This is a genomic window from Streptomyces sp. NPDC058052, assembly GCF_042885515.1.
Classification (GTDB): Bacteria; Actinomycetota; Actinomycetes; order Streptomycetales; family Streptomycetaceae; genus Streptomyces.
In genome coordinates, this window is sequence record NZ_JBHVRX010000002.1 from 236430 (window position 1) to 257236 (window position 20807).

The 20807-nt window shown below is 75.7% G+C and carries 18 protein-coding genes; 12 read left to right on the forward strand and 6 right to left on the reverse strand.

Features of this window, described 5'->3' with window-relative positions; all coding sequences use genetic code 11:
• Positions 1-90: 90 nt before the first annotated feature.
• Positions 91-903: an isocitrate lyase/phosphoenolpyruvate mutase family protein gene (locus tag ACFVU3_RS03705; protein ID WP_390063331.1), complete on the reverse strand. Its 813-nt coding sequence runs from the start codon at positions 901-903 to the stop codon at positions 91-93.
• 151 nt (positions 904-1054) lie between these two features.
• Here ACFVU3_RS03705 and ACFVU3_RS03710 point away from each other — a divergent pair, with 151 nt between their 5' ends.
• Entirely contained in the window at positions 1055-4576 is a 3522-nt protein-coding gene (locus ACFVU3_RS03710; RefSeq protein WP_390063332.1) for a hypothetical protein, read from the forward strand.
• Between the two features lie 114 nt (positions 4577-4690).
• On the forward strand, positions 4691-6121 hold the full coding sequence (locus ACFVU3_RS03715) for a chondroitinase-B domain-containing protein (protein WP_390063334.1): 1431 nt from the start codon (positions 4691-4693) through the stop codon (positions 6119-6121).
• An 81-nt stretch (positions 6122-6202) separates the two neighbouring features.
• Here ACFVU3_RS03715 and ACFVU3_RS03720 read toward each other — a convergent pair whose 3' ends face one another.
• Complete coding sequence (locus ACFVU3_RS03720) at positions 6203-7243, reverse strand: peptidoglycan-binding protein (RefSeq protein WP_390063336.1); 1041 nt, start codon at positions 7241-7243, stop codon at positions 6203-6205.
• Positions 7244-7513: 270 nt separating this feature from the next.
• Here ACFVU3_RS03720 and ACFVU3_RS03725 point away from each other — a divergent pair, with 270 nt between their 5' ends.
• Together ACFVU3_RS03725 and ACFVU3_RS03730 are read left to right on the forward strand one after the other, a co-directional pair.
• Positions 7514-8011 (forward strand): hypothetical protein, encoded by a 498-nt coding sequence (locus tag ACFVU3_RS03725; RefSeq protein WP_390063337.1) that lies wholly within the window; start codon positions 7514-7516, stop codon positions 8009-8011.
• 146 nt (positions 8012-8157) lie between these two features.
• Positions 8158-9090 (forward strand): hypothetical protein, encoded by a 933-nt coding sequence (locus ACFVU3_RS03730; protein ID WP_390063338.1) that lies wholly within the window; start codon positions 8158-8160, stop codon positions 9088-9090.
• A 72-nt stretch (positions 9091-9162) separates the two neighbouring features.
• On the opposite strand, the gene ACFVU3_RS03735 is transcribed toward ACFVU3_RS03730, so the two are convergent.
• A complete protein-coding gene (locus tag ACFVU3_RS03735; protein ID WP_390063340.1) occupies positions 9163-10731 on the reverse strand; it encodes a serine/threonine-protein kinase in 1569 nt (522 codons plus the stop codon).
• A 92-nt stretch (positions 10732-10823) separates the two neighbouring features.
• On the opposite strand from ACFVU3_RS03735, the gene ACFVU3_RS03740 reads away from it, so the two are divergent.
• From ACFVU3_RS03740 to ACFVU3_RS03760, 5 genes are all read left to right on the forward strand, one after another.
• Positions 10824-11372, forward strand: a complete 549-nt coding sequence (locus tag ACFVU3_RS03740; RefSeq protein WP_390063341.1) for a GNAT family N-acetyltransferase — start codon at positions 10824-10826, stop codon at positions 11370-11372.
• A 209-nt stretch (positions 11373-11581) separates the two neighbouring features.
• The gene (locus tag ACFVU3_RS03745) at positions 11582-12688 is read left to right on the forward strand and encodes a hypothetical protein (RefSeq protein ID WP_390063342.1); all 1107 of its coding nucleotides are present in this window, start codon (positions 11582-11584) and stop codon (positions 12686-12688) included.
• A gap of 192 nt (positions 12689-12880) precedes the next feature.
• The gene (thrS, locus tag ACFVU3_RS03750; RefSeq protein ID WP_390063343.1) at positions 12881-14119 is read left to right on the forward strand and encodes a threonine--tRNA ligase; all 1239 of its coding nucleotides are present in this window, start codon (positions 12881-12883) and stop codon (positions 14117-14119) included.
• 76 nt (positions 14120-14195) lie between these two features.
• Positions 14196-14867, forward strand: a complete 672-nt coding sequence (locus ACFVU3_RS03755; RefSeq protein ID WP_390063345.1) for a DUF998 domain-containing protein — start codon at positions 14196-14198, stop codon at positions 14865-14867.
• A 158-nt stretch (positions 14868-15025) separates the two neighbouring features.
• Complete coding sequence (locus ACFVU3_RS03760; protein ID WP_390063347.1) at positions 15026-15550, forward strand: hypothetical protein; 525 nt, start codon at positions 15026-15028, stop codon at positions 15548-15550.
• Here ACFVU3_RS03760 and ACFVU3_RS03765 read toward each other — a convergent pair.
• On the reverse strand, positions 15514-16482 hold the full coding sequence (locus ACFVU3_RS03765) for a tetratricopeptide repeat protein (RefSeq protein ID WP_390063348.1): 969 nt from the start codon (positions 16480-16482) through the stop codon (positions 15514-15516). The two genes, ACFVU3_RS03760 and ACFVU3_RS03765, sit on opposite strands and share 37 nt — an antisense overlap.
• 229 nt (positions 16483-16711) lie before the next feature.
• Between ACFVU3_RS03765 and ACFVU3_RS03770 the strand changes: the two genes are divergently transcribed.
• Entirely contained in the window at positions 16712-17263 is a 552-nt protein-coding gene (locus tag ACFVU3_RS03770) for a DUF4291 domain-containing protein (protein WP_390063350.1), read from the forward strand.
• Positions 17264-17726: 463 nt separating this feature from the next.
• Complete coding sequence (locus ACFVU3_RS03775; protein WP_390063352.1) at positions 17727-18767, forward strand: vWA domain-containing protein; 1041 nt, start codon at positions 17727-17729, stop codon at positions 18765-18767.
• A 195-nt stretch (positions 18768-18962) separates the two neighbouring features.
• Here ACFVU3_RS03775 and ACFVU3_RS03780 read toward each other — a convergent pair whose 3' ends face one another.
• Together ACFVU3_RS03780 and ACFVU3_RS03785 are read right to left on the reverse strand one after the other, a co-directional pair.
• Positions 18963-19463, reverse strand: a complete 501-nt coding sequence (locus tag ACFVU3_RS03780; protein WP_390063354.1) for a hypothetical protein — start codon at positions 19461-19463, stop codon at positions 18963-18965.
• Positions 19460-19882, reverse strand: coding sequence for a hypothetical protein (locus tag ACFVU3_RS03785; protein ID WP_390063355.1), 423 nt, complete (start codon positions 19880-19882; stop codon positions 19460-19462). Before ACFVU3_RS03785 ends, ACFVU3_RS03780 begins: the two co-directional genes overlap by 4 nt.
• 224 nt (positions 19883-20106) lie before the next feature.
• Here ACFVU3_RS03785 and ACFVU3_RS03790 point away from each other — a divergent pair, with 224 nt between their 5' ends.
• Positions 20107-20703 carry a DUF4352 domain-containing protein gene (locus ACFVU3_RS03790; protein ID WP_390063356.1) on the forward strand — a complete coding sequence of 199 codons (597 nt, stop codon included), beginning with the start codon at positions 20107-20109 and terminating at the stop codon, positions 20701-20703.
• The last annotated feature ends 104 nt before the right edge of the window (positions 20704-20807 follow it).

Genomic DNA, 20807 nt, shown 5'->3' on the forward strand with positions numbered 1-20807 from the left:
GGAGGGTCCCCCGGAAGCCGGCGCGGCCCCGGACTCGCGGCCTCGCCGGGGGCGGCCGTCCGCGCGTCCGTGGCGGCGGGTCGTCCGCGGTCAGGCGGACGGGGTGAAGAGGGCGTTCAGCTCCGGGTAGTCGAGGGCGCGGCGGAGGGAGTCGTAGCCGCCGGTGCGGTGGAGGTCGAGGGCCGCTTCGCGGGCGGCGGCGTAGGCGGTCTGGGCCACGCCCGAGCCGAGGCTGACGCGGGCCACGCCCAGGGCGCCCAGTTCGGCCACCGACGGGACACCGGGGCCCGCCATGATGTTGAGCGGGACGGGCAGGGCGGCGGCCAGCTCCTTGATGAGGCCCGGGTCGGTGAGACCGGGGACGAAGACGCCGTCCGCGCCGGCCTCGACGTAGGAGCGGGCCCGGTCCACGGTGTCCCGCAGCCGGGTGTCGGCGTCACCCAGGCCCAACAGGTATGTGTCGACACGGGCGTTGAGGAAGAGGTCGGCGCCCTCCCGCTCCGCCGCCGCGCGGGCGGCCGTCAGCCGGCCGGCGAGGGTCTCCGGCGGGCGGGTGCCGTCCTCGATGTTGACGCCCGCGACACCGGCCTCCAGCAACCGGCCGATCGTGTCCGCCACTTCGGCGGTGGTCCCGCCGTAGCCGCCCTCGATGTCGACGGTCACCGGCACGGCGACCGCCGCCGTGATGCGGCCGACGACGCCCAGGACGAGGTCCCGGGAGACGCTGTCGCCGTCCGGGGCGCCGAGCGACCAGGCCACACCGGCGCTGGTGGTGGCGATCGCGGAGGCACCGGCGGCCTCGACGATCCGGGCGCTCGCCACGTCCCAGACGTTGGCGAGCGCGAGCGGACGGTCGGGGGTGTGCAGGGAGCGGAAGAGCGAGACATCGCTTGCGTGGATCATGCTCTCAGCAAACCAGCGGGCGGCGCCGCTGTCCGGCAGATTCCCGACATCGACGTGATCGGCCCCCTCCCGTCCCCCCAGGGCGTCACTCTCGCACGCCGGTGCGAATATTCGCTGGTCGCGCGCGAGTCCCCGGGGCACAATGCCCGCGATGATCTCCACCGCCGGCGACCTGCGCGCCGCCCTCGATCCCCTGCCCCACGCGGCGCGGCTGCGGTTCACCGCCGTCACCGCCCACCGGCTCGCCGCCCAGGGCCGGCTGCGGCCCCTGCTCCGCGAGCTGGACGCGCTCGGCCCGTACGAACGACGCCTCGGAGCGCTGGCCGCGCTCGCCGCCGGGGACACGGAGCACCTGGCCGCACGGCTGGGCGACACCGATCCGGTGGTCCGGCGGTACGCGCTGCGCGCCGCCCGGCGCCTGCCCGTTCCGGACGCGGCGATCGAGGCCGCCCACGACGACGCGCCCGCCGTGGTCCGCGCCGACCTCGCCCGCCTGCTGCGCGACGGACGACGGCCCGCGCTCGCCGAACGGCTCGTCCGGAGGGTTCGCGCGGAGTACGGCGACCGGGACGCGGCACGTCTCCTGCCCGGCTGCTCGCCGGAGTTCACCGCCGGGCTGCTGCCCGAGCTGGCGGGGGCGCTGGAGTCCGAGCAGTGGAGCACACTGGCGCGCCGCCATCCCCTGGCGGTCCTCGACCAGACCGGACGACAACTCGCCGGACTCTCCGAGCGGTTGCGCGACGAGTGGTGGCGGCAGCACGCGGCGGGGGTGGCCGCGGCGCTGCCCGCCGCACCCGGGCGCGTGCTGGACCTCCTGGAGGCGTACGGCCCCGGCTCACTGCCCGGGCCGGTCCACGACCTGCTCGGCGACCTCGTCGCGGTGGACGCCGAGCGCGTCGTGCGGTGGCTCGCGGGCCGGGACGGACGGGCCGCGCGGCGGGAGCGGACCGCGGGACCGGCGGTGCTCCGCCGGCTCGTCGCCGCGGATCCGCCGTCCCTGCCCGAACTGGGCGCCCGCTGGTTCCACCGCGGGACCTTCACCGCTCTGCTCCGCGCGGTGCCGCCGGAGCGCCGGGGCGCCTTCCTGGACGCGGTCGTCGCGGCGGGAACGGGCCACCCCAACGTCCGCGCGCACGAGGGACTGCTCGCGCTGCTGCCCCCGGACGAACGGCGGGCCCGGGTCCGGACGGCCCTCGCCGACCTCGACGCGCGGATCGCGAGCGGCCAGGCCCTGGACGCGGACCGCTGGGGCCTGGTCGCCCTGCTGCCGCCCGCCGAGGCCCGCCCCGCGCTGCTGGCCGCGCTCGGCACGGGGGACCCCGAGCAGCGGGGCATGCTGGGGGACCTGCTGATCCTCAACGCGAGCCACACCCGCGACCCGCGGCGGCTGACGGAGGTCCTCGTCCAGGCCGCCGCCCGGCTGACCAACGAACGGGACTCCGTCCGCTGGGACGTCCTGTCCCGCCTCGCCCTCCTGCCGGTCCCCCTGCTCGCCGCGGCGCTCGGCGACGGCGCGCCCGCCGGGGACGCTTCGGGGGCCGCGGCCCTGGAACGGCTGTGCCGCGACGCCCTGGACGCGCGTGACTGCTCCGACCCGACCCGGGACGCGATCGGATCGCTGGCCTTGGCTCTGCTCTCCGGCACGGTGGACCCGTACACGGAGGACGCGGGCGCGGAGGGCACGACCACCGGCGGCGCGCGGGCGCTCGCCGCGCGCCTCCTGGAGACGCTGACCGCGCACACCGGCACGGTCGAACTCGGCCGCCTGGACGCCCTGCCGGGCACGGACGGGGTACGCGCCGTCGCCACGGCCCTCGGGCCGTGGCTGGACCGCGGCGCGGCCCGCGGCGACGTCGCGCCGCTGCTCGCGCTGGTCGCGTCGTGCGGTCGACGCGCCTCACGCGTGCCGGAGCTCCAGGACCGTCTCGAAAAGGCGCTCGCCGTCTGCCCGGACGCGGACTTCGGCGCGGTCGCCGGGGCCTGGCTCGCCGACCCCGCGACGCGTGGCCGCCGCGTCGCCGAGCTGCTGGCGCGGGAGCCCTCGGCGGCGTCCCTGCCGCCGGTGCTCGCCGTCCTCGCCGCCGAGCGCACCGACCTGCTGGACACCGCCCTGGCGCAGGGCCCGCTCCCCGGCGGCCGGTTCCCGGTGGCGGGTGCTCCCCGGCCGCTGCCGCCCTTCCGGTACGCCGACCGGTGGCTGCCCCGGCAGCAGGAGGCCGCGGTCCGGCTGGCGGAGGCCGCCGTCGCCGACCCCGGCCGGGGCATCGACGAACGGGCCGCCCTCCTCCGCGCGGCGGCCCCGGTCCCGGACCACGGCCGCGCCCTGCTGCGGCGGTACGCCTCCGCCGTACCGGACGCGCCCGGGCCCGACGCCCTACCGGATCCGCCGGCCGGCTCGCCCGAGCGGGCGCTCACCGCGGCGGCCCTGGACGCCGCCGCGCACACGGACGACCCGGCCTCGGCCCTCGGCACCCTGCTCGACCACGCGGCCGACGACCGGGCCGTGGCGGCCTGGTCCGCCGCCGCCCGCGCCGCCGCGCATGCCCGGCCCAGCCGGGTCGCGGCGCTGCTCCATGACGTCCTGACCCGCGAGACCGGGGTGAAGGTCACCGTCAGGAAGGCCGCCGCCCGGCTCGCCGCCCGCCACCTTCCGTCGGGCGCGGCCGTCACGCTCCTCTCGGCCGTGGCCCGCACTCCGGGCGTCCACCCGGACGTGCACGCCACGATCGCCGGCCTGGCCGTGACGCTGCTGCCGGCCCGGGAGATGTGGGCGCTGCTGGACTCGGTGGTCGCGGACGGACCGGAGCCCGCCCGCCGCGCGCTCCTGGACCCGAACCCGGCGGACCTCGCGCCGGCCGACCGCCGGCGGTTCGGCGAGCTGGTGGCCCGGCTGCCGTTCGCCGGCGACCGGGAGACGGCGCACGAGGCCCTGCCAGGACTCGCCGAGTGGGCCCGGTACGCGCCCGCGGCGGGCACGGCGCTCGCGGACGTGTACACCGACATGGCGTGGCCGGGAGGGTACGGGGGCGGACTCTGGCACGCGAGCAGCGGGATCACCGACCTCGCCCGGTCCGGACTCCCCCACCCGCTCGGCGGCGTGGCGCCCGGCAGCCTCCTGCACGGCGTGGTGGACCGGCTCCTGGCACAGGTCGCGGCCGGCGGACCGGAGGGCGGGGGGCCCGACGGGGACCTTCCGGCCCTCCGCCGCCTCGCGTCCCTCATCCGGTGGTCGCGGCTGGACCACCGCTCGTGCGAGGAACTGGCCCGCCGGCTGGCGGACGAGCCGCTGGCCACCGGGATGCGCACTGCTCTCCTCGTCCGCGCGATCGACCTGACCGCGTCCGGGCCCGAGCTCCTGCGGACCCTGCGGGCGCTGACCGACGCGGTCTCCGGCCGTCCCGTCCTCGCCGCCCGGGTGGCCGAGGACATCGAGGAGGCGCACCGGAACGGCACGCCGCCGGCCGACCCGGCCGCCGTCCTCGCCGCGATCGGCGTCCTGGGCGACGACGGCGGGCTCGTCCCGGGCCTCCTCGCCGCCGGGCTCGCGAACGCCCTCGGCCGCCGCCTGGGCTGGCCGGCTCCGTGCCGGGCGGCGCTCGTCGCCCTGCGCCGCCACCCGGAGCCGGACGTCCGGGAGACGGCGTACGCGACGGACCTGAGCGGCTCGTCCTGACCCGGTCGCGGAGCCGGCGGGCGACCACCGCCGGCCCCGGTGCGCGTTAGCGGGGCGTCAGCGAGACGTCAGGGGCGCCGTCGAGGGTGGAGGCCGACCAATCCAGGAGGCATCATGCGACGACGTACGTTTCTCACGGGGACCCTGATGGGTGCGGCCGCCACGGCCGTCCCGCTGTCCGCCCTCGCCCAGGGCACGGCCGCGGCGGCCGGCACCGTGACCGTCTCCAGCATCGGGGCGCTGCAGAACGCCATCGACGCGGCCGTCCCCGGGGACCGTATCGTCCTCGCCGACGGCGCCTACACCGTGCCGTCCGCCGGCATCCGGGTGACCGGCAAGCACGGCACCACGAGCGCGCCGATCACCGTGGTCTCCGCCACGCGCGGCGGAGCCGTGCTCAGCGGGACGGCCGGCTTCGTCCTCTCGGGCTCCAGCAACATCACGATCAGCGGCTTCGCCTTCCGCCAGACCTCCACGCTCGTCGTCCCCGCGGACTGTCCCCGCATCCGCCTCACCCGCAACGACTTCAAGCTCGCCGACACCGCCGGGCTCGACTGGGTGACGGTCCGCGGCGACGACGCCAAGATCGACCGGAACACCTTCCACCACCGCACCACGCAGGGCATCTTCCTGGTCGTCGACGGCCCTGGGACCACCGCCATGGCCCAGCGGACCCACATCTTCCGGAACCACTTCGCCGACCACTCCTACACCGGCGCCAACGGCGGCGAGGCGATCCGCCTCGGCGTCAGCCACCGCGCCCTGTCCACCACCGACGCCGTGGTGGAGTACAACCTCTTCGAGCGGTGCGACGGCGACCCCGAGGCGATCTCGGTCAAGTCCTCCGGCAACACGATCCGTCACAACACCCTCCGCGACGGCAAGGGCGGCATCGTCCTGCGGCACGGCAACGCCACCACCGTCGACGGCAACCACGTGCTCGGCGGCCAGAACGGCGTGCGCCTCTACGGCAACGACCACCTCGTGGTGAACAACCACATCTCGGGGACGACCTCCCGCGGCCTCGTCATCGGCAGCGGCACCACGCGCGACCACCACGCGGGCGAGACCACCGAGCAGCGGCGCGGGAACGACGCGTGCGACCGCGCGGTCATCGCGCACAACACGCTCGTCGGCAACTCGGCCACGATCTCGGGCGAGAGCCGGACGTACGAGCCGCGCGACGTGGTCGTCGCCGACAACATCTTCGTCGCCTCCGGCGGCACCCTGGTGGACCTCGGCACGACCAGCGGCTTCACCTGGCAGGGCAACATCCTCTGGGGCTCGGCCGCCGACGGCACGATCCCGTCCGGCGGGTTCCGCCGCGTCGACCCGCTGCTCCGCAAGGACTCCGACGGCGTCCACCGCCTCACCGCCGGCAGCCCGGCCGTCGACGCCGCCACCCTCACCTCGCTCACCGTGGCGGAGGACGCCGACGGGCACGCCCGCTCCGGCGCCCGGGACGTCGGCGCCGACGAGTACTCCACCCTCGCGCCGGTGCGCCGCCCGCTGACGACGGCGGACGTGGGCCCGAACGCGGCCTGACCGGGCGCCAGGGGCCCCTGGCCGGGGCCCCGCGCGATCCGCCCGCCGGGTGTCCGCGCTCCGGCGGGCGCCCGGCGGCCGTCAGCCGTGCAGACGCGGTCCCTGGTGGCTCACCAGGGAGAGCCAGTCGCGGTTGGTGACCCGGCCGGTGACGGGGAGTCCTCGCTCGGCCTGGTAGATGCGGAGCACGTCCTCGGTCTCCGAGGTGAAGGTGCCGCCCACGGCCGTCGGATGGCCGGCGCCGGTGAGCAGCGACTGGACGGCCTCCACGGCCGGACCGTAGTCGCCGCCGCCGAGCGGCACGACCAGCCGCGGCCAGGTCTGCGGGCCCACCCGCCCGTCCTGGACGAGTCCGAGGGACTTCTGGAAGCGGGTGACCGCGCCGACGGTGGCGGCGTCGACGGTGCCGGTCACCTCCACCTCGTACCCCTTCGCCCGGAGCAGGTACTGCACCGTGCGGGCCTCCCACAGCACGTCGCCGAGGCGGACCACCGGCCAGTCGTCGCGCAGGGGCGTCGCGCCGGCGCCGGCCGGTCCGGTGACCGGCGGGGCGATCACGGGCCGCAGCCACAGCCCCGCCGCGAAGGCCGCGCAGGCGAGCAGCAGCCAGAGGATCCGGCGTGCGTGCGCGGAGACGGGCAGGGTCACGGGGACGCGGCCGGCGGCGGGAGCGTGGCCGGGAGCCGCCACGGGCGCGTGGACCGCGAGCGGGCCGGAGGCCGTTGCGGGGGCCGTTGCCGGGTCGGGGACCGACCGGCCTGCCGGCGGCGGGGCTCCCGCGGGTTCCAGGGGGACGACCACGCGCGCGCGGGGGACGCGCCGGGCGCCCTGGGCCGCGCGGGAGAGCCGCAGCGCCTCGCCGAGGGCACCGGGCGGCGCGCCGAGGGCGTCGTGCAGGGCCTCGACGACCGCCGGCGGCGCGGCCATCGGCCGGCCCGGGTTCAGATAGCGGGACATGGTCGCCTGATCGACCCCGGCCCGGCGGGCCAGTGCCTTCTGCGTGGGACGCACGCCGGTGCTCCCCTCCCACCACGCCCGGAGTACGGCGGTGAGCGCCGCGGCCGGGTCGGCCGGGGCGGACTCCCCGGTGGGCTCCTCGGCGGCGGCCCCTGTGCAGTCCATGACGCATCCCCTATGCATGTGCATCGTCGCAGGTCAGCGCGGTGCATCCAGGCATGCATGGACGCATGTGCGCCGACGGGTGCCGAGGGTAGCGGCGAGGGGGGTCGGCGCGGCACGGTGATCGGGCCGGGAGGGCGTCGCCGCTCCCGCCGATCCCACCGCTCCCGCCGCGGTACGTCCGCGTGCCGCCGTACCGGAGCGGGGGACGCCTCCTTCTCCGCGCCTCACCCGAACGGGCGAGGCGCGTCCCGACGAAAGGACCCCTCGGTCATGCGCATGTGGACCGGCCCCTTCCTCCTGGCCGCCTCGGTCGCCGCCCCGCTCCTCGTGGTCGCCCCGGCCGCCGACGCGGCGCCCGCGACCTACACGCACGCGGCGGCGGCCCAGCAGTTCCGCGCGGCGGGCATCTCGTGGACGTCGAGCAAGAACTGCTCGGACCGGAACCGGAAGGGCTGCACCTCCTTCACCGGCATCAACCGGGCCACGGTCGCCGGTGCCATCGCCTTCAAGAAGGCGAGCCGCTGCACGATCGTGATCACCGGCGGCACGGAGGTGGGCCACAGCACCCGGGGCGCGTACACCCACGGCAAGGGCTACAAGGTCGACATGTCGGTACGGACGTCCTGTCTCGACACCTACATCAAGAAGCACTACAAGAGGGCCGGCACGCGCGGCGACGGCGCCCGGCTCCACAAGTCGCCGAACGGCAACGTGTACGCCCGCGAGGGGCACCACTGGGACATCACGTACTTCAACGGCAAGGCGTGACCACCCCCGCCCCTTCCGGCCCCTGCACCGTGGAACCCCGCGGCGGCAGGGGCCGCCCTCGCACCGGACGGCACGGCGCCGCGGTGGTGCACGGCCGGCGCCCCGGCGGTGCGGAGGCCGGGACGACGGACGTCTAGGCTCGCGGCATGCGACGCGGCGAGGTCACACGGGACGACGGCACCTGGTCGGGCCTGGACCTCGACGTGCGGGACCGGCCCCGGCCGGGGCTGTGCGTCCTCACGGCGGGACGGCGGCTGCTGCTCGCCCAGGGGGAACGGCCCGTGCTGTTCGCGGTGGTCGGCGAGCACCTCCAGGGCGTGGACTTCTGGCGCACCGACGCCTACCGGTCCTTCGTCCCGCCGCTCCGCGCCGACCTGGTCCGGGCGCTGGCGGGGAGCCCGGAGCGGTGGGCGCACCGTTTCGCGGGGTGGCTCGGCGAGACGTCCGACGGCCCGTTGCACGAGGGCAGGTGGCTGCTGACGGGCGACCCCCTGATCCGGCGCCACAGGCCCGTCGGGGTCTCGCCCGCCGCGTACTGGACCGAGATGCTCGTGGAGGGCCATCCGGACGGATGGCTCGAATGGTTCGTCCACAACTGCGGGTGGGAGCTCCTGCCGCTGCGGCCGATGCCCGCCGCCGACGACGGCCGGGTGAAGGCGTACCGCAAGCGGGCGCGCGACGGGACGCTCCCGCCCGTGCTGACGTGGTGGGTCAGCGGGCTCGACTGTCCTCTGGTCCTGGACGGCCACGCCCGGCTCGCCGCGGCGATCGCCGAATCCGTCGACCCTCCGCTCCTTGAACTGCGGCGCGCGCTCCCGCACGACGACCTGGCCGCCCACACCGACCGGGCGGCGGCCGCCTACGCGAGCGAAGTGGCCCGGTTCGCCGGCCTCCGCGCCGTCCACGGCCCCACGGTCCCCGACGGCGCCGCCGTCGCCGGGCCCCGGCTCGCCGGCGACCTGCGCGAGCTGCGCACGCGGACCCGGCCGACCTGGGCCTGGCCCCTGCCGGACGGCGAGGCCCGGTGGCTCCGGCTCGCGCGGGAGGCGACCGGCGGGCGGGACTGGCCGGGCGTCTGAGCGCCGCCGGACCGGGATACCGGACCGGCGGGTGATGCCGGGCCGGGCGCCGGCGGCTCCGCCGGAATCGCGCTACCCGCTTCCGGCGACCGCCCGGAAGCCCGTGCAGCCGAAGCGCTTCCATCCGGCCCTGTCGTCGCCGTCGGCGCGGTACACGACCACCGTCCAGTCGCCGGCCTTCGAGGTCACGGGCGGGGCGCCCGGGAAGTCGCCGGGGTAGGTCAGCGACTTCTCGGTCGCGCCGACCCGCACCGGACGGGAGGTGTGGCCGAAACCCTTCCCTCCGGGAGGCTTCACGCCGGCCACCAGGCGGTAGGTCCCCTCGCCGGAGAACGAGAAGCGGAGGTCGGCCGAGGGGGCGCCGGAGCGGTACGTGACCGAGGTCGAGGACGTGCTGCCGGACGGCCCGGCCTCCGGCGGGCGGTCGCACTCCCCCGCGCCGAGCCGTGCCTGCTTCGGGTCCTTCGAGAGGACCCATCGCACGTCGGACGCGGACTCCGGCGCGGGCCGGGCGTCCTGCCCGTCGCCGAGGCCGGCGCCGGAGTCGCCGCCGGATCCCGTGGGCGGGGCCGCCGCCCCCGTTCCGGACGGCGAGGCAGCCGGTCCGCCCCGGCCCCCGTTCCCGGCGTTCCCCTGGCCCCACTCCTGCCAGGCGACCGTGCCCGCCACACCGGCCAGCACCAGAACCAGCGCAGCCGCGCCCCACCGGCTGCGGCGGGCGGGAACCGGCACCGTACCCGCGCCCGTATCCGGGCCCCCGGCGGGGTCCGTCCGCGGATCCGCCGCCGGGTCGACGCGTGTCGGTGGCAGGAGCACGCCGCGCGCCCCCCGGCACCGCGCGATCACCTCCGCCGTGCCCGGGCGGTCCGCGGGGTCCTTCGCCACGCAGGCGCGGACCAGGCCGACCAACTCGCCGTCCGCGTCGGCGATGTCGTCGACGCCGTCCAGGTCTACGTCCTCGTGCACCGCCCGGTACGAGACGGCCTCGGCGAGGCCCTCGCCGAACGGCGGGCGGCCCGTCATCACGTACGCCATGGTCGCGCCCAGCGCGAAGACGTCGGCGGCCGCGGACGTGTCGTTGCGCAACAGCACCTCGGGGGCGGTGAAGCCGGGCGTCCCCGGCGCCGCGCCGGTCCGGGTGAGGGCCGTGTCGTCCGGGCCGCGCGCGATGCCGAAGTCGATGAGCCGGGGCCCCCCGGCCGCGAGGATCACGTTGTGCGGCTTGAGGTCCCGGTGGGTGATCCCGTACGCGTGCACGCTCTCCAGGGCCACCGCGAGCGCCTCGAAGAGAGCGCGGCACGCCTCCGGCCGGAAAGGCCCTTGCGCGCCCACGGCCTGACGGAGCGTCGGCCCCGGAACGTACTCGGTGGCGAGCCAGTACGGGGCCTCGTCCAGCGACGCGTCCACCAGCTGCGCGGTGTGCGGGCCGCGGACGGTGCGCACCGTGGCGACCTCCCGCCGGAAGCGGGCCAGCGCCTCGCGGTGGCCGGTGATCTCGTCGCGGATCACCTTCAGCGCGACCATCCCGCCGTCCGGCGAACGCGCCAGGTACACCTGTCCCATGCCGCCGGCGCCGAGCCGGCCGAGCAGGGTGTGGCCGCCTATGCGCGCGGGGTCCTGACCGGGTCTCAGTGGGTCCACGCTGCCGTACTGTAACGCGGCCGCCGGGCGGCGCACGGGCCCGCGGCCGGGAACCCGCTCCGGGCGGGCGGGCGTGCGGTAGGTTGCCCGTCATGACCGTACTGGGACCTGACACCTGGCCGCCCGCCCCGATAGCCACCGAGCGCCTCGTGCTCCGCGTGTCGGAGGCGCGTGACCGGGCGGCGTTCATCGACCTGTTCGCCTCGCCCGAGGTGGGCACGTACGTCGGTGGCGCACGGCCGCGCGACGAGCTCGAACGCGCCGTTCCCGAGGTGCCCGGCCGGCGCCCCGGCGTCTTCGTGGTCACGCTCGACGAGGCGATGATCGGCATGGTCACGCTCGACCCGCGCGGCGCCGACCGGCGGGGGCACGTCCGCCCGGAGGCGGGGGAGGCCGAGCTCGGCTACCTGTTCCTGCCCGCGGCGTGGGGGCACGGGTACGCCGCCGAGGCGTGCGCGGCGGCCCTCGACTGGTTCGGCGGGACGCTGCCCGGAGAGCCGGTGGTCCTCTCCACCCAGAGCGCCAACGACCGCGCCATGCGTCTCGCGGCGAAGCTGGGCTTCACCGAGGTGGAGCGCTTCGAGGAGTACGGAGCCGAGCAGTGGTTCGGCGTCCGTCCCCCGGTCCCGCCCTCCGCCTGAGCGGAGGCTTCAGGCCCGGCCGGCGTCCCGACGGCGGTGTTGTCCGGCCGGCGTACAACCCTGTGGGCCCGCTGTGAGTCTTGCTGGTGATCACGTCGTGATCGACCATCGAGGAGACCATCATCACCGCCATACGCAAGACCCTCACCGCCACCGCCGTCGTCGGCGCCGTCCTGGCGGGTTCGGCCGCCTGCGGGACGGTCGAGCAGTTGTCCGCCGGGAAGAAGCTGGACCGGGCGTTCGAGAAGCTGGGGACGGCGAAGTCGCTCTCCTTCGAGCTGGACCTGGACGTCGACGCCAAGACTCTCAGGGAGCTGGACGCCCAGTCGGACCCGGAGCCCGGCGAGGAGATCCCGGACGAGGCCGCCGAGCTGATCAGCGGCGCGAAGATCAGCGTCACGATGGAGTCGAAGAAGCCCCTCGGCGAGTCCGGGGAGGAGGACTTCGTCGGCATGGCGATGAAGGTGAGCACCCCGGAGGGCGACCTGGTCGAGTACCGGGTCGTCGGGGACTACACCTACCTGCGGTCCGACGTGCGGGAGCTCACCGCGGCGATGGGCGTGCCCATGCCGCCGGCCGACGAGCTGCCCGAGGAGGCCGGCGCCTTCAAGAAGGTGCTGGAGGGCGAGTGGGTCAAGTTCGACACCGAGGAGATGGAGAAGGCCGGCCAGGAGCTCGGTGAGGCCCCGGGCGGACCGGCGGCGGACGGCGCCTCGGGTGACGCCGCGACGGGCGGGGAGCCGGCCGGCGGCGCGCCGTCGCCGGCCCCCACGCTGGACGCCAAGACCCAGAAGAAGCTCCTGGAGGCGCTGCGCGAGGTCGTCGCCCGTGACGTCGACTTCACGACCGCCGGCGGCGAGGACGGCTCCGAGCGCATCTCGGCGACGGCGCCGTTCCGCACGCTGGTCACGGACCTCGTCGACGAGATCCGCCCGCTCTCCGCGGAGCTGCCGCCCGGCATGGAGCTGCCGTCGGCCGGCGACCTGAAGGACGCCCCCGACACCAAGGTCACGGCCGACTTCACGCTCAAGAACGGCGAGCTGAAGGAGGTGTACGTCGACCTCGCCCCGCTGACCGAGAACGCGAAGGTCGAGAAGTTCGGCCTCACCCTGAAGCTGGGCGCCGGCACCAGGCCGGTCGCGCCCTCCGGAGCCACCGAGCTGAACATCGACGAGCTCATGGGCGGCTTCGCCGGCGCCATGATGCCGGGCGACGAGGAGTTCGGCGCGGGCGAGTTCGGTGAGGACGACTTCGGCACGTTCGACGTCGAGGGACTCGACGACGCCGAGGGCATCGAGGGGGCCGGCGGCGCCTGACCGGCGCCCCGGAAAAGCGGGTGCGGGCGGATCCGCCCGCCGTTAGCGTCTCCCGCATGAAGCATGCCGCTGTGACGACGACGCCGGAGAGTGTCCCGGCGCGCTGACCGTTGTCTCAGTCCGAAGCCCCGGGGCGAGTGCCCCGGGGCTTCGTGCGCCGGTCGCCCGCCCCACGACCGCGAGGAGACCGCCATGCACGACCACCGCAAGCTCGGCCGGGAGCTCGGCCTGTTCGGCACCGACCCGCTGATCGGCGCGGGGCTCCCCTACTGGCTGCCCGACGGCGCCGCCGTACGGCACGCCCTGGAGGAGTACGTCCGCGACGCCGAGCGGCGGGCCGGGTACCAGCACGTGTACTCGCCCGTCCTGGGCAAACGGGAGCTCTACGAGATCTCGGGGCACTGGGCGCACTACAGCGACGACATGTTCCCGCCGATGGACCTCGGCGGGGAGCAGGTCGTGCTGCGGCCGAGCCTGTGCCCGCACCACGCGCTCATCTACCGCTCCCGGGCCCGCAGCCACCGCGAGCTCCCGCTGCGGATGGCCGAACTCGGCGGCATGTACCGCTCCGAACTCTCCGGCGTCCTGGGCGGGTTGACCCGGGTGCGGGCCATCCACCTCAACGACGCGCACGTCTTCTGCGCCCTGGAGCAGGTCGCCGATGAGGCGCGGGCGGCGCTGGACATGATCCGGAGCGCGTACGGGGCGATGGACATCGTGCCGGCGCGGTACCGGCTCTCCCTGCCCGGGCCCGGCGGCAAGTACGTCGACGCGCCCGCCCTGTGGCGGCGGTCCACCGCCCTGCTGACCGAGGTCCTCGACCGGTCCGGGCTGCCCTACGAGGCGGCCGAGGGCGAAGCCGCGTTCTACGGACCCAAGATCGACGTCCAGGTGCGCGACGGCGCCGGCCGGGAGTCCACCCTCTCCACCGTCCAGGTCGACTTCCACCAGCCCGAGCGCTTCGACCTGCGCTACATCGGCGCGGACGGCGCCCGGCACCGCCCGGTCATGGTCCACCGCAGCATCGTCGGCAGCGTGGAGCGCGCCGTCGCCCACCTCGTCGAGCGGCACGGCGGCGCGTTCCCCGCCTGGCTGGCCCCCACCCAACTGGCGATCCTCCCCGTCTCCGACGCCGAGGTCCCGCACGCCGCCGCGCTCGCCCGGCGGTGCACCGCGCTCGGCCTGCGCGCCGAGGTGGCGGCTCCGGACCGCGGCACCCTCGGCGCCCGCGTCCGCGCCGCCCGCCTGGTCCCGTACCAGGCCGTCATCGGTGCCCGGGAGGCCGCGGCCGGCCACGTCTCCCTCCGCCTCCGTGACGGCCGCCGGCCGGCCCCGCTCCCGGCCGGCGACGCCCTCGCCCGGATCGCCGCCCTCGTCCGCGCCCACAGCACCGGCCTGTGGGACGAGGAGGGGGCGGACGGGAGCGCGTAGAAGCCCGGACAGCGATGACTTCGGGGCGTGCCGTCGGTCATAAGAGCGACAACTCCGCAGCCAGGAAGGCGCCGTCATGACCGACATGCTCACCGTTCCCCGTCCCGTGGATTCCCCCGCAGCGTCCCCGCGCGCCCGTGCCGTCGGGTGGGCCCTGGCCGGAGGAGTCGTGGCGGGGCCGTCGTTCCTGGCGGTCGGGGTCGGACAGGGGGTCGTACGGGACGGGTTCGCGTTCGGGCGGCATGCGATCAGCCAGCTCGCCCTCGGGGGGCCGGGATGGGTCCAGACGGTGAACTTCCTGGTCACCGGGGTACTGCTGACCGGTGGGGCGTGGGGTCTGCGGCGGAGGCTGCGCGGCGGTCCCGGTGGCGCCTGGGGGCCCGCCCTGATCGGGGTGTTCGGCGTCTCCTTCTGGGTCGCGGCCGGGTTCCCCGCCGACGCGGGGGCGGGATTTCCCGCCGGCGCGCCGGACGCGACGGTGATGAGCGGGCACGGCGTCGTACACATGCTCGCCGGGACCGTCGGCTACGGCGCGCTGTGCGCCGCGTCCGTCGTCCTGGGCCGGTCGTTCGCCGCCTCGGGGCTGCGGGCCTGGGCCGTCGCCTCGCGGCTGGTGCCGGTCGCCGTCCTCGCCGGGTTCATGGCCTCGGCCGCGTCCGTCCTGGCCTTCACGGCCGGCGCCGGGCTCGGGCTCCTGTGGCTCGCCGCGGCGACGGCCCGTCTGGCGGTCGCCACCGCGCGGCGATGACCCTGCGGGGCTGCCCTTCGTGCCGCCGGGGCGCGGAGGGCCGTACCCGCGCGGACTCGCCCCCGTCGCCGGCCCCCTCCCGCTCCTTGTCCGCGTCCCGGCCGGTCCGCGCCGCCATCGGGGTGCGGACGGCGGCTCGTCCGGGGGAGGATCCGACCGTGGATCACGTCATCGACCTCGACGAAGCGGCCGCCGTCCTGGCGCGGCGGAGCACCGGCCGGCGGGCCGCCGGGCTCGCGGTCGGCCGGGTGACGTGGCGGGATGCGACGGCGCGGTGGCCTCAGCCGTTGGAGACCGACCGGGCGCTGGTCCACGAACCCGACTCGGTGGGAGTGAGAGTCCTCGGCCCGGACGGCGCCGAACTGTCCGTCGTCCTGTTCCGCGGCGGCTGGGCGGACGTGGACTTCCTCGCCGGCCTCGACGGGGGCGCGCTCCCGGCCTCCGGCATCGCCTCCGCCGAGGACTTCGCGTCCCGGACGGACGGGTGGATCACGCGTGTCTTCGGGGGCCTCGGCGGCGTGGAGCAGCGTTCCGGCGGTCTTCCTTACGGCCCGACGCCGTACGGGACGGCGCCGTACGGGACGGCGCCCTCCGGGCGGGCGGCCCGGAGGGCCGTCTCCCCGTCCCCGTGCCCATGCCTTCCGCGTCACCACCCGGGGTCGACGCCGCGGGCCGCAAGGTAGGCCATCTCCGCGTGCAGGCCGTCCAGGTTGTGGCGGGCGTCCTGGTGTCCGGCGGCGATGGCGTCGGCGTACCACCGGCGGGCCCGCTGGTGATCGCCCCGGTGGCGGTAGAGGATCCCGAGGTTGTTCATGGCGCTCGGGTTCCCGGCCTTCGCCGCCTCTTTCAGCCAGCGGACCGGGCTCCCGTACCCGCCCGGGGTCTCCGCGAGATGGCTCATGTTGAACGCGGAGCGGGCGCATCCCGCGCGCACGGCGCGGCGCCACCAGCGCGCCGCCTCGTCGACCCGGCCTTCGCCGTGGAGGTCGCTGCCCAGCGCGAACATGGCGGTGGCATGCCCGGCCTCCGCGGCCGACCGGCACCACCGCGTCGCGTCCTCGGTGGCGCCGGCGAGGTCGCACAGGGACGCCAGCCGGTACCGCGTCTCCGGCGTGACCGCTCCGTCCCCGGTGCCGTACAGCTCCTTGGCGCGCTCCAGGACCTCGTCCGCCCGCGCCGTGTCGCCGCGCAGATGGTGCAGGCGGCACAGGGAGGTCAGGACGCCGATGTCGTCCGGGTCGGCCGCCGCTGCGAGGGTCCGCTCGGCGCGGGCGAACCAGTCCTCCCGGTCGTCCTCGTCCTTGTGGGTGCGCCCGTACTCGATCATCGCGTCGACGCTGGCGCCCCGTGGGGCCCGTGCGGCCCGCCGCATCCAGCTCGCGGCCTTCGAGCTGTCGCCGTTCTCCGTGTGCAGGGCCGCGAGCAGGAACATCGCCTCCGCGTCGCCGCCCTCGGCCAGCGGACGCAGGATCGCCTCCGCCGGAACGATCCTGCCCCGTTCGAGGAGCCGCTCCCCCTGCTCCCGGGTCCCCGTGGAGCCGTTCCTCCGCCCGGCGCCGGCCGACCCCGGGAAGGGCCACCAGGACCGGGACCCGCCGCCCTCGTCCCGTGTCATGAGCGGTCGCCCCTCGCCGAGGTTCCTCCGCGCCCTGGCCCGTTCCCCCGCACGTCCACCTCTTCACCCCTCCGCGGTCGAGCCAACTTCCCTACTGTGTGGGATTGTTGAACGATCTCGCGTCGCAGCACAATCCTTCGTGCGGAGGTCGTGCGCGCCGGTCCACGCGGCCTCGCGCTCCGGGAAATGCGCTCGCGGGGCGCGCGGGAGGGATGGGAAGGTGCCGGGCATGGCACCTCCGTACGAGATCCGCGCCGCCTACGACGCCGACACGATCGTGGTCTACCAGGCGTACGCCCCCGCCCTCGCGGACGCGGCGCTGCGGGCGGGACGTTTCGTCGCGCCCTTCTCGTTCCACCGGATGACCTGGATCAAGCCCTCGTTCCTGTGGCTGATGCACCGCAGCAACTGGGCCCGCAAGCCCGGCCAGGAGCGCGTGCTCGCCGTCCGGATCACCCGGCGGGGCTGGGAGGAGGCGCTCTCCCGGGCCGTGCTCACGACCGCCGACCCCGCCGCCGTGGCCCGAGCCGCCGTCCACGTCCAGTGGGACCCGGAACGGTCGCTCCGCGGTGCGGCCCTGAACCACTACAGCATCCAGGTCGGCATCGGGCGTGGCCTGATCCGTACCTTCACCGACGAGTGGATCGTGGACCTCACCGACCTCACGCCCCAGGTCCGCAGAGCGGCGACGCTGATACGGTCCGGGCAGGCCGCCAAGGCGCAGCGACTGCTTCCCGCCGAACGGGTCTACCCCCTGCCACGGGCCCTCGCGGGCCCCTGAGCGGCGGCCCGCCGGCCCGCGCCCTCGGCACCTCCGCCGGTCCCCCGCCGCGGTCGTCGCCTGCCGAAGTGGCCGTTCTGCTGCGGCACGAGGTCCAGGCGGCTCGGGCTCGCTTCGCCGCCTCTCGCGCCGGCCGGGGGATCCGGGCGTCACGGTCGAGGATCCGCTGGTCGCCGTGGCGGACGAGGTCTGGAAGGACAAGCGCTTGCCCCGGGGCGCGGCAGGGTGTCCGGAACGGCCGGGAGCGCGTGCGGTCGGGCGGGGCGGCGGGGGCGGCGGGGCCGCGATTCCCGTCGATCCCGGGGGCCGGCAAGGGCGCTTCCGGGAACACCGGCACGGTCGGACCCGGGGGCCGGCCAGGGTCCTCCCAGGGGTCGGCAGGGGTGGTTCCGGGGCTCGGTCGATTGTCAGTGGCGGGTGAGACGGTAGGAACATCAAGCCGGCAGAAGACGGGGAGTTCGCCGTGTCCGTTAGCCAGAACTACATCAATCACGTCGCCCTCGTGCTGGACGCGAGTTCGTCCATGTCGCACCTGCGGGGCAAGGTCGTCGAGGTCGCCGATCAGCAGATCGCGTACCTCGCCCGCCGGTCGCGGGAGCTGGACCAGGAGACCCGGGTCACCGTGTACGTGTTCGCGGACAAGGTCCAGTGCGTCATCTACGACAAGGACGTGCTGCGGATGCCGTCCCTGAAGGAGCTGTACAAGGTCGGGGGCATGACGGCCCTGCTGGCGGCCGCGCTCAAGTCGCAGCGGGAGCTGGCTCAGACCGCGCAGCTGTACGGCGACCACAGCTTCCTGACGTTCGTGCTGACGGACGGACAGGAGAACGCCAGCCACCGCTGCCCGGACGCGCCGAGCAAGCAGCCGCGGGCGCTGGTGGCGGCCGTGGCCGAGATGATCGAGAAGCAGGACGACAACTGGACGCTGGCCGTCCTGGTGCCGGACCAGATGGGCCGGCGCGAGGCCATGAACTGCGGCTTCCCCAAGGACAACGTCGCCATCTGGGACGCCACCAGCACCCAGGGCCTGGAGGAGGCCGGGCAGGTCATCCAGCAGGCCACCGAGAAGTTCATGGTGGGGCGCACCAAGGGCATCCGGGGTTCGCGGGCGGTGTTCTCCGTGGGGGCGGAGGCCGTCAACCGGAAGACCATCGAGGCGGCCGGCCTCACCCCGGTCGACGCCTCCGGGTACCAGCTGATCCCGGTGGCCCGTGACGCGGCCATCCGTGACTGGGTCACCGAGTCCGGGCACACGTACCGGACCGGGTGCGCGTACTACCAGCTCAGCAAGTCCGAGAAGATCCAGGCCCGGAAGCGCATCGCGGTGCTGGAGAAGCAGACCGACCGCGTGTACACGGGACCGGAGGCGCGGGCGCTGCTGGGCCTGCCGGACGAGGAGGTCCGCGTGAAGCCCGACCACAACGCCGACTTCACCATCTTCGTGCAGAGCACCAGCGTCAACCGCAAGCTCGTGCCGAACACACGGCTGCTGCTGATGCACTGACCTCCGGGGCCCCGGTCCGCCCGGTCCGCCCGGACCGGGCGGGTCGGGCGGGTCGGGCGGATCGGGCGGGTCGGGCGGGTCGGGCGGGCCGGCAGACCAGGCGGTCCGGGTGCCCGCCTTCGGGGAGCCGCCGGGTCCGTACTCCGGCGGGGCGATGCCACCCGACCCCTGAACCCCCTTCCCGTTCAGGGCTGTTCAGTCGTCGGCGACCTGGAGGGCGACGGCGTAGTACTCGCCGTCGGTCCCCGCGAGGAGGCTGTCGAAGAAGGGGGTGATCCCGTTCACGGCGTGGCACGAGGCGTCGTGGTTGGTCCACCAGCTGGCCTCCGCACCGAGCAGGGACACCACGCGCTCCGCCGCTCGGCCGGCGGCCCCGGCGGGCATGTGGCGGTGGGACGGCCAGTACAGGTCGACGGTCGCGAGCGTGGCCAGGAACGGAGCGGCCTCGTCGGCCTCCAGCGGTTCCAGCGCGGCGCAGATCTCCCGGACGGGCGGCGGGACATATCCGGGGAGGAAGCGCCGCCACGCCTCGTCCGACGCCATCCCGGCGAGCAGGTCGCGGACGCGTGCCGCCAGCTCGGGCAGGTCGGGGTCCGGCTCCGTGAACCGTCCGGCCGCCACGAACACCCGTGACGGCGTGGCCAGTTCGGCCATGTTCGCCCGCAGCTCCGCCAGAGGGGATCCCGTGGAGGTCACGCCGGGAGGCCCTCCACGGCGTCCGCCCCGTCCGGCCGGCCGAGCCGTTCCAGGACGCGGTCGCGGAGGAGCGTGTACTCGTCGTGGAGCCTGCGCCACTCGGCGAAGGGCGGCCGGGCGACGACGACGCCGGCGGTGACGCTCTCCTCCGGCCCGAACTGCTCGCGCGTGAGGTCGATCTCGACGCCCATGCCCAGGCGGTTCCACCAGTGGTAGTCCACGCGCTCCCCGTCGACGAGGACCTCGCCGCGGAGCAGCTCGCCGCCCAGCAGATCGTTCACGACCATGGCGGTCACCCCGCACTGGTCCCGTGCGGGATTGTCCTCGGTCCACCGGGACCGGTACTCGGGCGTGCAGGTCTCGGCACTCCAGCTGCCGCGCACGGCTCGTTCGATGTCGGAGAGAAGCAAGGGCGTCATGCCCGTGATCCTGCCAGCCGCCACCGACACCACGGCCGCTCCCGGACCCGGCGGGACCGGGCCGGTGATGCCGCCCTCGCGCGTCTCCCGCGCGAGGGCCCTGATCCCGTCGTCCGCCGCCCGCGCCCGGAGGTGTCGCGGCCCCGCCGTCGCGGTGCGGTCCCCGAGGGCCGGGCGCATGATGGTTCATGACTCTCGGGGCCGCACTTCCGCGGGAGGCCGCGATGCGCCGCGTACTGGTCTGCGCACTGACCGTCGTCGCCCTGGGGGCCGCCGGCTGCACCGGTGGGACCACGCTCTCCACGACTCCCGCGCCGACGACGTCGGCCGACGCCACCGGGGCGACGCCGTCCCCTCCGCCGTCCCCTCCGCCCTCCTCCACGGAAGCGCCCACGCCGCAGCGGCCGGCGGCCGTGGGAGACACGCTGTCGCTCACCGGGACCGGTGACGGAGAAGCCCTCGACGTCACGGTGGTCGAGGTCGTCGACCCGGCCCGGTCGGACGACGAGTTCTCCGAGCCGGACCAGGGGAAGAAGCTGGTCGGCGTGCAGTTCCGGCTCAAGAACACGGGCACCGAGGTCTACGACGACTCCCCGGGCAACGGCGCGCGGGTCGTCGACCGGCTCGGGCAGCAGTTCGGTGCCACGATCGCCGACCTGAGCAGCGGGCCGTCCTTCCCCGGCAGCGTCACCCTGGCCGCCGGCGACACGGCCCTCGGCTTCATCGCCTTCGAGGTGCCCGAGGACTCGAAGATCGTGAAGGTCCAGTTCGCGATGAACAGCGGTTTCTCCGACAACGTCGGGCAGTGGTCCGTGCGGTAGGCACGGACCGGGCGGGCGGGGGCGGTGGCCCCGGCGGCGGGGCCGGGCCCCCCCCCCCCCCCCCCCCCCGGTCGGGCGGCGGGGCCCGGGTGAGGTTCACCAGG